Source organism: Planococcus sp. CPCC 101016 (assembly GCF_007859295.1).
Taxonomy (GTDB): domain Bacteria; phylum Bacillota; class Bacilli; order Bacillales_A; family Planococcaceae; genus Planococcus.
Window position 1 is genome coordinate 731,646 of the sequence record NZ_VOHB01000002.1, and the last position, 12,529, is coordinate 744,174.

At 44.8% G+C, this 12,529-nt stretch carries 11 protein-coding genes; 5 read left to right on the plus strand and 6 right to left on the minus strand.

From position 1 onward, the window contains the following. Positions 1-5: 5 nt before the first annotated feature. Positions 6-719, plus strand: coding sequence for a glycerophosphodiester phosphodiesterase family protein (locus FQV26_RS03485; protein ID WP_146555978.1), 714 nt, complete (start codon positions 6-8; stop codon positions 717-719). Positions 720-838: 119 nt separating this feature from the next. On the opposite strand, the gene FQV26_RS03490 is transcribed toward FQV26_RS03485, so the two are convergent. From FQV26_RS03490 to FQV26_RS03505, 4 genes are all read right to left on the minus strand, one after another. Continuing rightward, positions 839-1,858, minus strand: coding sequence for a DUF2804 domain-containing protein (locus FQV26_RS03490; RefSeq protein ID WP_146555979.1), 1,020 nt, complete (start codon positions 1,856-1,858; stop codon positions 839-841). Between the two features lie 135 nt (positions 1,859-1,993). Continuing rightward, positions 1,994-2,851 (minus strand): DegV family protein, encoded by an 858-nt coding sequence (locus tag FQV26_RS03495; RefSeq protein WP_146555980.1) that lies wholly within the window; start codon positions 2,849-2,851, stop codon positions 1,994-1,996. Between the two features lie 86 nt (positions 2,852-2,937). Continuing rightward, on the minus strand, positions 2,938-3,519 hold the full coding sequence (locus FQV26_RS03500; RefSeq protein ID WP_146555981.1) for a glycerol-3-phosphate acyltransferase: 582 nt from the start codon (positions 3,517-3,519) through the stop codon (positions 2,938-2,940). Between the two features lie 78 nt (positions 3,520-3,597). Continuing rightward, positions 3,598-4,974, minus strand: a complete 1,377-nt coding sequence (locus FQV26_RS03505; protein ID WP_146555982.1) for a dipeptidase — start codon at positions 4,972-4,974, stop codon at positions 3,598-3,600. Positions 4,975-5,123: 149 nt separating this feature from the next. Between FQV26_RS03505 and FQV26_RS03510 the strand changes: the two genes are divergently transcribed. The 3 genes from FQV26_RS03510 (at position 5,124) to FQV26_RS03520 (ending at position 8,720) form a co-directional block, all read left to right on the plus strand. After that, the gene (locus tag FQV26_RS03510) at positions 5,124-6,368 is read left to right on the plus strand and encodes a CNNM domain-containing protein (RefSeq protein ID WP_146555983.1); all 1,245 of its coding nucleotides are present in this window, start codon (positions 5,124-5,126) and stop codon (positions 6,366-6,368) included. Between the two features lie 241 nt (positions 6,369-6,609). Next, positions 6,610-7,146: an RNA polymerase sigma factor gene (locus tag FQV26_RS03515; RefSeq protein WP_146555984.1), complete on the plus strand. Its 537-nt coding sequence runs from the start codon at positions 6,610-6,612 to the stop codon at positions 7,144-7,146. Positions 7,147-7,265: 119 nt separating this feature from the next. After that, positions 7,266-8,720 carry a phospholipase D-like domain-containing protein gene (locus FQV26_RS03520; protein WP_146555985.1) on the plus strand — a complete coding sequence of 485 codons (1,455 nt, stop codon included), beginning with the start codon at positions 7,266-7,268 and terminating at the stop codon, positions 8,718-8,720. A gap of 39 nt (positions 8,721-8,759) precedes the next feature. Here the strand turns inward: FQV26_RS03520 and FQV26_RS03525 are convergent, their stop codons facing one another. Both FQV26_RS03525 and FQV26_RS03530 read right to left on the minus strand, forming a co-directional pair. Continuing rightward, positions 8,760-10,328: an ABC-F family ATP-binding cassette domain-containing protein gene (locus FQV26_RS03525; RefSeq protein ID WP_146555986.1), complete on the minus strand. Its 1,569-nt coding sequence runs from the start codon at positions 10,326-10,328 to the stop codon at positions 8,760-8,762. Positions 10,329-10,365: 37 nt separating this feature from the next. After that, positions 10,366-10,548, minus strand: a complete 183-nt coding sequence (locus FQV26_RS03530; protein WP_142827060.1) for an SE1832 family protein — start codon at positions 10,546-10,548, stop codon at positions 10,366-10,368. Between the two features lie 145 nt (positions 10,549-10,693). Here FQV26_RS03530 and FQV26_RS03535 point away from each other — a divergent pair, with 145 nt between their 5' ends. Continuing rightward, positions 10,694-12,517 carry a cation:proton antiporter gene (locus FQV26_RS03535; RefSeq protein ID WP_146555987.1) on the plus strand — a complete coding sequence of 608 codons (1,824 nt, stop codon included), beginning with the start codon at positions 10,694-10,696 and terminating at the stop codon, positions 12,515-12,517. The last annotated feature ends 12 nt before the right edge of the window (positions 12,518-12,529 follow it).

Below are 12,529 nucleotides of genomic sequence, written 5' to 3' on the forward strand. Positions count from 1 at the left end.
TTTTTGTGAAGATATATGCACATAGAGGCTGCTCAGGCGCCTATCCGGAAAATACAGTGGCTGCCTTCCGTGCAGCAGCTGAACTGCCAATTACTGGCGTTGAAATTGATGTCCATTTAAGCAGAGATGGAGAAATTGTCGTCATTCACGATGAAAAAGTAAACCGCACAACAAATGGTAAAGGATACGTAAAAGAAATGACGTTGAAAGAATTGAAGGAGCTGGATTGTGGTTCCTGGTATTCGGAAGAATGGAGCCAGGAACAAATCCCGACTCTCGATGAAATCTTTGATATTTTTGAACATACAAATCACAGGCTGAATATTGAATTGAAGACTGATGTTTTTCCTTATGATGGTTTAGCCGATAAGGTGGTTGACCTGGCCGCTAAACGTGGATTCATGGATCGTGTGCTGATTTCTTCTTTTAACCATGAAGATGTTCAGTCAATCGTACAAGGGAAACAAGTGGAAAGCGCCATTTTGACCTTTGAAGTGCTAGTGGATGTCTATGACTATGCACGTGTCATTGGGACGAAGCGGATCCACGTTTCCCTGCCATCGGCTTTTAGAAGAATGACCACTGATGCATTGCGAAAAGGAGCCATTGTCTACGTCTATACAGTCAATGATTTGAATTATGCAGAAGAACTGCAGAAAATTGGGATTCACGGAATTTTTACGGATTATCCCGAAAAGATGCTGGCACATTTTGGTTGAAAAAGCAGCTACCCAAATGAGTTTCAATAAAGAGTCAGCCTTTTTGATGAAAGGCGACGACCATATTTAAAATCACGAAAAAAAGACGAATTGGAATCTCCAATTCGTCTTTTTTTTTATTACCATTTTGCATAATGCTCCTCAATGGAACCGAGAAGCTGCGTGATTTTCAGTTTTTTGCCATCAGGATATCGAACATAACCATTATAATAGCCGAATAATTGATGGACTTCTGATTTGACGAGACGCGCATCAGTTTTGGAAACACGTTCAAAAAACGGGGAGAACGTCAATCTGACGTCATCGGAGAATTTAGTATGAACCAGCCAGGGCTTTTTAAAATCTTCCCGGTCGTAATGAAACAGCACGTCCTCATGGATTTTCGTCATCTTGCCATTAACAAAAAAAGCATTTTCTGTCATTCCAGTGCCATCAGTCCATTTGCCGCCTAAATTCAAGCCAATCACTTTTCCAAGCGACCGTTGAGAAGCCATTCCCCAATTCCAAAGAGATTCCCTTGGCCAAATACCGCGGCCGTAATCCAATACGGCGAAGCTGTCGAGTTTTTCAAATTCGAATTGTTGGCTGCCGATTTTCACCATGCCAGTGACCGGAAGGGATGTATGTTTTCCGGTGAACTGGAAGGTTTGGCGATTCCAGGGGATGACGACATTGAGGGATTCATAATCTTCAGGATGTGATATGACCAGAATGGCTTCCAAATCTTCTCCATCAAAGTCTTTAACGCTGACAGTCAGGTGCGTTGCATTTTGGCTGTACACGGATTCAACCGTCATAGAATCACTGCGAAAATGGCAGGGTCCTAATGCATTTTCAGATAACTTTACATGCCGTGTAAATGGAACAACGACCGTTTTCTCATAAAAACGCTGGGTTTCGTAATTGAGAAAGTAAACAAAACAAACGGTCGCGTAATCCAGATGGGAAATTGTGGCCGAAAACAGAATTTCATCTCCGAATACGCACCAGTAATTCCATTTCTTTTTTCGCATGAAATTACCGCGTAAATTACTTTCCACCAAAGGTTGCTTTGCATATCCAATGGCTTTCGGATTTAATTGGCCTCTTGCATCACAAAGTTTTACAAATTCAGTAAGTTCTCGTTCTACATGTTGCATTAAATCCACCTCACCATCATTCTTCTACTCTTATTGTAGCAGAACAATAGGGGAATAGCCGTTTAGGAATGGTTGATTCGGTCGAAAAGTCTGAAAAGTGAAACGAGCTGGCATGCCGTTAGTCGCAGACAGGTTCTACACGTCTTCACGTCTCCATAGGAAAGCGAGCGTTCCTTCACCTGCATGAACGGCAAGCGACGAACTTAAATCACCAATCAATATATCCGCATCCGGGATTTCTTTAAGCACTTCCTGCTTCAGACTTTCGGCTTCTTTTAAAACGTAGCCGTGCATTATCTGGAATCGGCGAACCCCGAACTCTTCGTGATCTTTCTTGGCATGATTAATTAAGTACTGAATGGCTTTTTTGTGTGAACGGACTTTATCGATCGGCTGCAGTTCGCCTTCAGCAGTAAGCTGGACGATCGGCTTAATTTGCAGCAGGCTTCCCAAATAATACTGGGCTCCGCTCATGCGTCCGCCTTTGTATAGTTGGGTTAAATTACCTATTAAAATGTAATTGCGGAAATTAGCGGTTTCCTTTTCAAGCCGTTTTGCGATATCCTCTGCTTCGAGTCCTTGCTCCTGCAGTTGAAGGCCGCGTTCGATTAATCCTGAAAGACCATATGACAGAGCCAGTGAATCGACAGCGTAAACTTTGAATTCACTCATTTCGGCACCGGCAGTAGATGAGGCAATTGTACCGCTGAGCTTAGCGGAAGCATGAACAGCAATTGCGCATTCGTATTCTTCTTTCAGTTTGTCATACAGCTCCGCAAATTTCCCGGCAGAAGGCTGTGAGGTTTTTGGGAAGTCAGCTGAATCCTTGATGCGCTGATAAAGCTCGTCATTCGTCAAGTCGACTCCGTCATCAATAAATTCCTCAGTTCCAAAGTGAATATTAAGTGGAACAATATAGACATCCGGATGAGATTTAAATTCCTCCGTCACGAATCCGGTCGTATCCATAACCCAGGCTATCGGCTTCTTCATACAAAAAACCCCCATCTTTTTAGAATAATTAGAATACAAAAACTATAACACGGATAATATTTCTGCGGTAGTAATAGCTAAATAAACTACTTTTCCTGCAGAGAAGACGGCCGGAATCTGGCCTTGTAAGACTCTTTAATATCAGATTTGTGTTTAATTACAATAATAATAATGGCTCCAAACAATGGCCATACTACCGGCCATACCTGAATAATGATTGCCATTGCAATAAAGCCCGAAAAGCTGGCCAGCATCGATAAAGTCGCGCTTTTAAACCACGGGATAAATGCCAGGAACAGAATAAGCATTGCCAAAAACAGATCCGGCGTTAACCAAAAGGTGACTCCAATGAAAGTTGCGATGCCTTTGCCGCCACGATATTTGAGCCAGAATGGAAACAAATGTCCTACGGTGACGGCCAGACCCGCTATCGCTATGGTCCAAATGGGAAAGTTGAAGAAGAATCCAATCCAGACGACCAGAGCGCCTTTTCCAGCATCGCCAAGAAAGGTCAAAACAAAGGCGGATTTCCCAAGGATGGCTCCAGCGTTTCTAGCCCCCAGGTTGCCGCTGCGCTGTTTCCGCAAATCGACACCCTTCCACTTGCCAATCCACCAGGCTGTCAGAAAATTACCGATAAAATAAGATAATAGCCAATAGACAATCATTAGGAAGCCCCCAAATTCAAAATATAAGCAGAGTTTAAAGGCCTTCCCGATATGGAGGGAAGGCCTTTATGGATAAGTTCAGTTTAAATCCGCTGCTTCAAAAAGATAGTCGCTGATGACGCGAAGCCCTTTGTCAAAGTTTTCAAGATGGAAATGTTCATTTGGCGCATGGAAATTTTCAGACGCAAGTCCGAAGCCCATCAAGACAACTGGCAAACCGAGAATTTCATCGAAGGCGGCCACAATTGGAATAGATCCGCCCATGCGTGTAAACGCCGTCGGTACGCCATAGACTTTTTCATAGGAGCGTCCTGCTGCCTGAATGGCAGGGTGATCAAAAGGCGTCAGGAAAGGTTTGCCTTTATCAAACTCAGAAATCTCAACGGTCACGCCTGCAGGCTTATGGGATTCTACATGTGCTTTCAGTTTTGCAACGATATCGTCCGGGTCTTGATTTGGCACCAAACGGCAGGTGATTTTGGTACTTGCTTCCGCAGGCAGCACGGTTTTGATGCCTTCACCCGAAAACCCGCCGGTAATGCCATTGACTTCAAGAGTTGGGCGAATCCATGTACGTTCAACGAAAGAATAACCCTTTTCGCCGAAATCCTCGGAAATGCCGATTTCCTGTTTCTCGTGTTCAAGATCGAACTCAAGTGCTGCGAATTCCTCGCGCTCTTTGTCAGAGACTTCAAGTACGTCGTCATAAAAGCCTTCCACTTGAATCAAGCCTTCTTTATCGCGGAACGATTGCAGGATTTCAACAATAGCATGCAGTGGATTTTGTACAGCACCGCCGTATAATCCAGAGTGCAGATCGCCTTTTGGTCCTTTCACATCGATTTGAATGCCGGCAAGCCCACGCAGTCCGTAGCAGACTGCTGGGCGTCCTGGCCCTTGCATGCCGGTATCAGAGATAACGATGATGTCAGCCTTCAAGAGTTCCTGATTTTCTTCCACATATTTCGGCAAGTTCGGACTGCCGATTTCTTCTTCGCCTTCAATGATGAACTTGATGTTGACCGGCAACTCGCCGTTCAGCTTCAACAGGGCTTCGACAGCTTTGACATGCATGAAAACCTGGCCTTTGTCGTCACTCGCACCACGAGCATAAAGTTTGTTGCCGCGAACTTGCGGGTCAAAAGGAGCTGTCTCCCACAGTTCAAGTGGATCCACTGGCTGGACATCGTAATGGCCATATACCAGCACCGTCGGTTTGCCTTCTGCATGGAGCCAGTCGGCGTAAACGACTGGATGGCCGTCAGTCTCATCAATTTTCGCGTTTTCCAGCCCTGCACTTTCCAGCGCGGTAATCAGCCACTCTGCACCTTTTTGCATGTCTGCTTTATGCTCGGATAAAGAGCTGACAGAAGGGATGCGCAAAAACGTTTTTAATTCGTCCAGGTGTGCTTCCCGGTTGTCTTTAAAGTATTGGTCTACAGCTTGAGCGTTCATCAGGATCCCTCGATTCGTTTAATTTAAGTATGAAAAAATTATAACATACCAGGTTTTGGTTTTCGACAAGTGGAAATTGCCTGTGGTATAGTGTTTTATACGGAAAGAGTTCGTAAAATTATGTGTTTATGACACTGGAGGAAATAAAATTGTTTATAGCATTGGGTATCTTTTTAATGATGTCGTTCTTCCTATCTGGAAGCGAAACGGCATTGACCGCAGTTAATAGGATGAAGGTCCATCTTCGCGCGGAGCAGGGAGACGTCAAGTCGCAGAAACTGCAGAAGTTAATTGCGAAGCCGGACCGAATGATCACGACCATCTTAATCGGCAATAATATCGCCAACATCATGCTGCCGACATTAGTTACAACAATTGCTATTACACGAGGATGGGAAGTTGGACTTGCTACAGCGATTCTGACTGTTGTCCTTATCATTTTCGGAGAAGTGCTGCCGAAAACAATTGCCGCAACGTTCTCGGACAAAGTAGCTTACATTGTGTTTCCTGTCATCAGTTTCATGGTAGTTGTCTTGTTGCCATTAACCTGGTTGTTGTCACAATTTACAAATATTTTTATTCGCATCATTTCCAAAGGCTCTGTGAAAGAAGCGACCATGACAAAAGAAGAACTGCGGACGATGGTTGATATTGCATCGACTGAAGGTACCTTTGAAGAAGATGAGTCCGAGCGTATCAAAGGCGTTCTGGATTTCCCTCATAAAGACGTTTCAGATGTCATGTCGACGCACCGAACAGATACAGTAGGGATTGCTATCGGTTCAACCTATGAAGAGGTTCGCGATCTGATCCTGGATTCTTCCTACACCCGCTATCCTGTATATGAGGAAAGCATGGATAACGTCGTCGGCTTGTTTTATTCGAAGAAATTAATCGAATGGTCGATGAACCCGAACCTGACACTGGAAGAACTGATGGATGATAATCCGTTGTTTGTGGTCCAATCAGTCAGCGTTGAAAAAGTATTTAAGATGATGATGGCGAAAAAGAAGCACATGGCTGTCATTTTGGATGAATACGGTGGAACACTTGGAATTGTCACGCACGAAGACATTATCGAAGAAATGATCGGCCAGGATATCGAAGATGAAACAGATGTAGAAGATGATGAACTGGTCTTTGAAATGACAGACACCTTGTTGTCTTGCCATGGCCGCCTAGAAATTGAAGATGTTAATGACATGTTCAAAGTTGATGTGCCAAATGACCACGATACGATCGCTGGATTTGTTATGCAGCAGCTTGGGCATGTTCCCGATGAAGGCGAGCAGTTCACATATGAAAACCTACACGTTGAAATCAACGAAATGGACCGTAACCGTATTGTGCGCTTAACGATTATAAAAACTGACGAAGAAGAAGTTTTGGCATAACTGGAAATCTCCTGTCCGCGGACAGGAGGTTTCTTTTTTAATGGACAGAAATAGATAAAGGTGCAAACGTATAGAAGAAAAAACGGCTATTGATAAAAAGTTCCCTTTATTACACCTTTGTAAGGGAAATGAAAGTACAAGCGATAGAGTGAAAGGTAAACTTCCGTCAATATAAGGGTATAAGAGAAAGCGAAAACAAAGAAGGATTCGCTGGACAAGCAGAACGGACGGGGGCACGATCATGGAAACGCTATACACAGAATACAATCGGTACATTTATCATTTATGTTTGAAGCTGACACGCAATAAAGCAGAAGCAGAAGATTTAATGCAGGAAGTTTGGCTGAAAGTCGTACGCTACGAATCTTCGATTGCGGAAGTGGATCATGTAAAGGCTTGGTTGACTACAATCTGCATGAATACGTTCCGTGATCGTTACCGCAAAAACGTAAGACGCAGCAAGCACCTGATTCAGCAGCCGGAAGGCCTGGACATCTCGTTGCTGGATCTGATTCCTTCCGATTCAGCAGGTGCCGCTGAATTATTGGAAAAACAAGATGTATCGGTGATGATCCGTCACAAAATATCTGAACTGGATGCCATTTACCGCACAACTATCCTCTATTTTTATGTTCATCAATACTCCTTGATTGAAATTGCTGATGCGATGAAAGTATCGATCGGTACAGTCAAATCCCGTCTATTCCGAGGAAAGCAGCGATTGAAAGATATGCTGATGGAAGACGACCGGACCCGTGAATATGTAGTGGTTGTTTAAAATTTATAAAAAAGCTTAAAAAGCATTGAAATCGCTAATGATTTTGATGCTTTTTTATGGAAAATATTAAAAGAATTTTACTCTCTTACTGGTTATAATAAACAGGAGGGGGAAAGTTCATGAATAAGAGAAAGTTTAAGGACTGGAGCAGAAGAAGGCGGATTGTCATGGGCAGCGCCGGCATTCTGGTCTTCCTGTATATCCTGGTGATCGTCTGGCATACATTTAAGCCTTTGCCAGAAGGCATTTCGATTGCCGGCGACCTCCATAAAGTTGAACAGATTGAGATGATTTACGATTTATCTTATGCGCAAGATAAAGAAGGGAAAAAAACGGAAAGTGAGTTGCGGATATTCAATGAAATTTATGACATGATTGATGAGGCAGAAGAATTTATAGTTATCGATCTTTTCCTCTTTGATAATTACAATGACCAAGATATCGAGTTTCCAGCAGTAGCGGAAACCTTAACAGATCATTTACTGGATAAAAAAGAAGAAGATCCGGATTTCCCCATCTACTTTATTACCGACCCCTTGAATTATGGATATGGATCTTATGAAAGCCAGTTTTTAGGAACATTGGAAGACGAAGGTGTCGAAGTCATCACTACAGACCTGGATAAACTACGCGATTCCACACCACTGTATTCTGGGTTTTACCGGGTGATTTTCCAATGGTTTGACGCTGGTGGCAAGGGTTGGGTGCCGAATGGAATGTCGAGTGATGCTCCTGACTTAACGGTATCATCCTATTTGAAGATGATGAACATCAAAGCGAACCACCGAAAAGCGGTGATTACCGAAAATGAAGCATTGATCAGTTCAGCAAATCCTCATAACGCCAGTGGACTGCATGGCAATATGGCTTTTAAAGTGAGCGGCCCGGTATTGAACGATATCCTCGAAGCAGAAGAAGCCGTATCCCGGTTTTCAGGCGGACCCGAATTGCCGAGAGTCGAAGTGGCTGAACAACAGGGAGAATATCAGGTTCAATATGTGACGGAACGAAAAGTGCTGGATGCCTTGCTTTCGGATATTGAAAAAACGGCACGAGGTGATTCTGTTCAATTGGCTATGTTCTATATCTCAGAAAGCAGCGTAGTCAAGGCCTTGACGGATGCTGCTAATCGAGGGGTCAATGTCCGGCTTGTCCTGGACGCCAACGAGAATGCTTTCGGGACGGAGAAGACCGGCCTGCCGAATCGGCCGGTAGTTCATGAAATGCTGTCGAATGCTGATGACCATCTGCAGGTTCGTTGGTATAATGCGGTAGTTGGGCAATTTCACACAAAATCCATTATGATCCAAACTGCTGATAAAACGGTCATCTCAGGCGGCTCCACCAATTATACGGAACGGGCTTTCAATGATTACAATCTGGAAAGCAATATTCGCATCGTCGCTCCGAATGACAGTGAGCTGACTGGAGATATGGAAGCTTATTTTGACCGGCTATGGGATAATGAAGACGGCCTTTATACTTTAGATACTGAAGAATATCAGGACAACTTTACATTTTGGCAACGCGGAATCTATGGGTTCCAACGATTGTTCAAATTAACGACCTATTAAAAAATGCCTCTTCTGATTTTCCAGAAGAGGCATTTTGATTTATTTTGGCTGAACCTGTTGGCCCGCTGAAATCCATTCTTCGACATTCCAGACTTTTGTTGCCAAGCCTTCGTAAAAGTCCGGTTCGTGGCTTACCAAGACGATGGTGCCTTTATAGGCTTGCATCGCACGTTTCAACTCGGCTTTTGCATTGATATCCAAGTGGTTGGTCGGCTCATCGAAAATCAACCAATTGCTTTCTTCCATCATCAATTTGCAAAGACGGACTTTGGCTTGTTCGCCACCGCTCAACTGGGTCATCGGACGTGAGATGTGCTCATTTTTCAGTCCTGTACGGGCAAGGGCACCACGCACTTGGCCTTGGTCCATACTTGGATAAGCGGCCCAGATTTCATCAAGCGGCGTATGTGTCGGCGCTTTAACTTCCTGCTCGAAATAGCTTGGAGTCAAATATTCACCGCGAAGCACATCGCCGTCCAGTGGTTTGATTTTGCCGAGCATGGTTTTCAACAGTGTCGATTTACCGACGCCGTTCATGCCGACAAGTGCAATTTTTTCACCGCGTTCAATCATGAAAGTCAAAGGCGGAAGAAGCGGCTTTTCATAGCCGATGGAAAGAGCTTCCGCTTCAACGACATAGCGGCTCGGACTGCGTGTTTCTTTGAAGGCGAATTGCGGATTTGCCGCAACTTCCGGCTTGTCAATACGTTCCATGCGATCCAATTGCTTCTGGCGGGACTTGGCGCGGCCGGTTGTAGAAGCACGTGCTTTGTTTTTCGCAATGAACGTTTCGGTTTTCTTGATCATGTCTTCCTGTCTTTCATAGGCATCCAAATGCTGCTGCTTGCTCAGTTCGGCAAGTTCGATGAACTTTTCATAAGTGGCTGTATAACGCGTCAAACGTGAAAATTCCAAGTGGAAAATGACGCTGGTGACGCTGCTCATGAATTCTGTATCATGCGAGATCAACAAGAACGCATGCGGATAGTTCTTCAAATAATTGACGAGCCATTGAATATGCTCTTCGTCCAGGTAGTTGGTCGGCTCATCCAAAAGCAAGACTTTCGGTTTTTCAAGAAGCAGTTTCGCCAAAAGCAGCTTTGTCCGCTGTCCGCCTGATAGGGCTTCGACATTGCGTTCAAGTCCAATGGCATCAAGGCCCAATCCGCGTGCTATCTCTTCCACTTTGCCATCCAACGTATAAAAGTCGCCAGCATCCAAAGCGTCCTGGGCTTCAGCCATCTGCTCAAGCAGTACTTCCAGCCGTTCAGGATCTGCATCGCCCATTTGCATGGCAATGTCATTTAACTCCTCTTCTTTTTTGTAAAGAGGGAGGAATGCGTCCTGCAAGGTTTCACGGATTGTCCGTCCAGGCTGCAATTGTGTATGCTGATCCAAATAACCGTAATGCGTCCGCGGCTGCCATTCAACGCGTCCGTCATCGTGTATGATTTTTCCTGTTAAAATGTTCATCATCGTCGATTTCCCGACCCCATTGGCTCCAACCAATCCGACATGTTCACCTTCGACCAATCGGAAAGATACATCGTTGAAAAGGGTCCGGTCACCGAAAGTGTGGCTTAAATTTTCTACTGTCAATAAACTCATTTAATAAATTCCTCCATTATCATAAAAAAAATCGCGGTTACAGATCCGCGAGTTTTTGGTTTAATTCCGCAAGTTGTAGTTCCATTTTCTCCAAACGCAATTCTGCCTTCTCTACCATACCGGCATGTCCAGTCGTTTCCAGCTTTTCAATATCGCCTTGATGGCGAACGTAATCCATCTTTAGCTCAGCAATCGCGTATTCCAATTCCTGTTTGTTCACAAAATCACCCTTATTTTTCTATCATTGTAACACAAAATCACAAAAGTTGAATGTTTTACGATTTTCATTCATTATATAAAACCTGTATAATTCCAAAAAAATTAAAAGGAAGTGACAAGCCATCGATACTTTATTATTTGATTTGATGCTCATTATTTTTCTCGGAGTGCTCTCTCAATGGATCGCCTGGCGTCTTCAGCTTCCTGCCATTGTGCTCATGTCGATTGCGGGTTTGCTCGTGGGACCAATTTTTGAAGTGATTCATCCCGCTGACAGTTTCGGAGAACTGTTCAATCCTTTCATTTCATTGGCAGTAGCCATTATCCTGTTTGAAGGCAGTTTGAATTTGAACTTCAAGGAAATCCGAACCTTTGGCAAACCGATTTTACGAATCGTCACACTCGGGGCCTTCATCGCCTGGATTGTCGGCTCGCTGGCGGCACATTATATTGCTGGTTTGTCTTGGGCAGTGGCATTCGTCATTGGCGGCCTGTTCATCGTAACCGGACCGACTGTTATTTTGCCGCTGCTTCGGCAGGCAAAGCTAAAATCGCGCCCTGCTGCGATCCTCAAGTGGGAAGGCATCGTAGTAGATCCATTCGGTGCATTACTGGCTTTATTCGCCTTTCAATTTGTGTTATTTGCCATCGGTGATGAAACAGCGGCTGCTTTTGGCCTGTTCTTCCTGGCATCCTTGTTTGCGGTGGCAATAGGGGCCGGTGCAGGTGCCCTGATGGGGCTGATGTTCGAGAAGGGGCAAGTGCCTGAATTTCTGAAAGCACCGATGGTTTTCGGAGTGGTCCTGCTGACTTTTGTTGTGTCGGATATGATTATGCATGAAACTGGTCTTTTGGCGGTGACTGCTATGGGTATGATGATGGCGAATATGAATATTGCTTCGATCAATGACATGCGCCATTTCAAGGAGAACATCTCCGTGTTATTGATTTCCGGAATTTTTGTCATGTTGACCGCTTCTTTAAGCCTCGACGTATTGATTGAAATCTTCAATTGGCGAATCATTTCCTTCGTTTTAGCGACGCTGTTCGTCGTTCGTCCGTTGTCCATCTGGCTGTCGACGATTGGCACCGACTTAACGACTCAGGAAAAAACATTGGTCGGCTGGATTGCGCCGCGCGGCATTGTGGCATTGACGGTTTCCGGGTATTTTGCGGGCGTCTTGCTCGATGCCGGATTTGAAGATGCAGAATTGCTGACGGCCTTAACTTTTGCGCTGGTCTTTTCCACTGTAGTTGCTCATGGCTTCACTATCGGCTGGGTAGGCCGAAAGCTAGGCCTTGCTACAGCGGACGATCCTGGCATCATCATTGTGGGTGCCAGCCGATTCGCAACAAAACTGGGGAAAGAACTGAATGACCTCAATAAAAACGTGCTGATTATGGATCCGTCTTGGGGTCGACTTCAAGGAGCACGCCAGGTCGGATTGAAAACCTATGCTGGTGAGATTTTATCGGAGCATACCGATTATGAAGTGGAATTGACACCGTACGAGACGATGATTGTCGCCACTGAAACCGACTCCTATAATGCACTTGTCGTCAATAACTATGTGCCGGAACTCGGCCGGACAAACCTTTACCAAACGGCTATCCATCAAGGCGATCCAGCCGACTTTCATTCTTCCTTAAGTGGACGGACTTTATTCGGAGAAGATTGGAACATCCACGAATTAGAGAAGAAAGCGGAAGAAGGCTACACGATGCGCAAGACGCAATTGACGGAGCAATTCACTTACGAGAATTTCAAGGAAAAGTGGAAAGCAGATACGATTCCGCTCTTCGTTCAGCGTCCGCAAGGGAAAATTGAATTTTTCTCTGACAGCATTAAGCTTGAACCGAAGCCTGGAGATACAGTGGTCAGCTTCACCTCACCAACCCGCCAGTCAGACCGGACACAAGAGCGGCTGGAGAACAAGCGCTACAAAATCGCCACTCAGACTAAAGCATGAAATCGTCCGCTT